Source organism: Oleiphilus sp. HI0066 (genome assembly GCF_001635725.1).
This window is the reverse complement of record NZ_LWFH01000721.1, coordinates 1-1280: the sequence shown is the minus strand read 5'-3', so window position 1 is coordinate 1280 and position 1280 is coordinate 1. Positions and strand designations below refer to the sequence as shown.

The following is a 1280-nucleotide window of genomic DNA, read 5'->3' as shown; positions in this document are numbered from 1 at the left end:
GGCTCAAGTGTTTTCGTTAAAGTTCTCAACGATGAAGCGGAGCTCTATTTGCGTCGACTCTGGAATCTCTGTGATAAAACTGATCGATGGTTGTCGGATCAACTATCGTCAAACATATCCTCTGATGTGGATCCTAATGAATCTATTGATTTAGCTCGCGGTAAGGAGGCATTGAATGCCTTATTTCCTGACTTAGATTCTACTGACATTGATTATCAAGCTTGGGCGGTTGCGCAATCACTTCTTTCAAATCTTGTGCTGGTGAGTGGTGGGCCCGGTACGGGTAAAACGACAACGGCTGCAAAAATTATCTTAGCGCGTTTGTCTGCAGAGAAGTGCATAGAGAGGGCCATAGAGAAGGGCATAGAAAGTAGGCGTGCGTCATCGACGGTTTGCTTGGCACCTACTGGCAAGGCTGCACAACGCTTAGCATCGTCGCTAAGTTCTCAAGCTGAATCTTTATTGTCTAGCTTGCCGTTTGAAGAAGACTTGATTCAACACTTACGCTCTGCACTGCCAAAACGGGGTAAAACCGTTCATCGATATTTGATTGAAAACGATGTGTCGATGAGCGACTTTGATGACGATGACTACCTCAGTGATAACGAACGTTTGTTTGGCAAGCTCGAAACCTCAGCGATTCCAAATGTGCTCGTAATTGATGAATCTTCAATGATTGATTTAGCTTTAATGGAGCGTTTAAGCACGATTTTGCATCCGCAAACGTGCGTAGTGCTGTTGGGTGATCATTATCAGTTGCCTGCGGTGGAATCTGGCGATTTTTTTGCGCGTTGGGTAAAACGCTGTAAGCGTAATGCCATATCTGCTGAGCAGTTAGGGCAGCTAATTCACCTACTGCCGTTTGATATGAATGTTGAACCATCGGAGTCTGAACAGATCAATCCTCTCGTGACATTGCAAAAGAGCTATCGTTTTCACGGTGCTTTAGCGGATGTTGCGCGCCTTATTCGTGATGAGCCAGTAGAGGCTTTGCGTCATTTCCTGACAACGAACACTGACGAAGCTATTAGGTACCACTGGGTTGAGGGCAGAGCCCAGCAAGAACTCGGTGCGTTGATGGCTCATTATCAAGACTTTGTAGAGCTCGCTGAAACAAAAGCCTCATTGGCTGAACTGCAAAAATGCTTCGATCAGTTCCAAATTCTTTGTTCAACGAGACAGGGGCCTTTAGGGACGGATCAGCTCAACGAGGCCGTTCACACAAAAGCACAGAGTCGATTTTCATCAAGCCGCACTGGTGTGTATCACGGTATGCCGAT

1 protein-coding gene is annotated in these 1280 nt (G+C 46.2%); it reads left to right on the top strand.

Going from position 1 to position 1280, the window contains the following annotated elements; genetic code table 11:
* On the top strand, positions 1–1280 hold a 1280-nt coding region (locus A3738_RS08885), incomplete at both ends, for an AAA family ATPase (protein ID WP_156504122.1).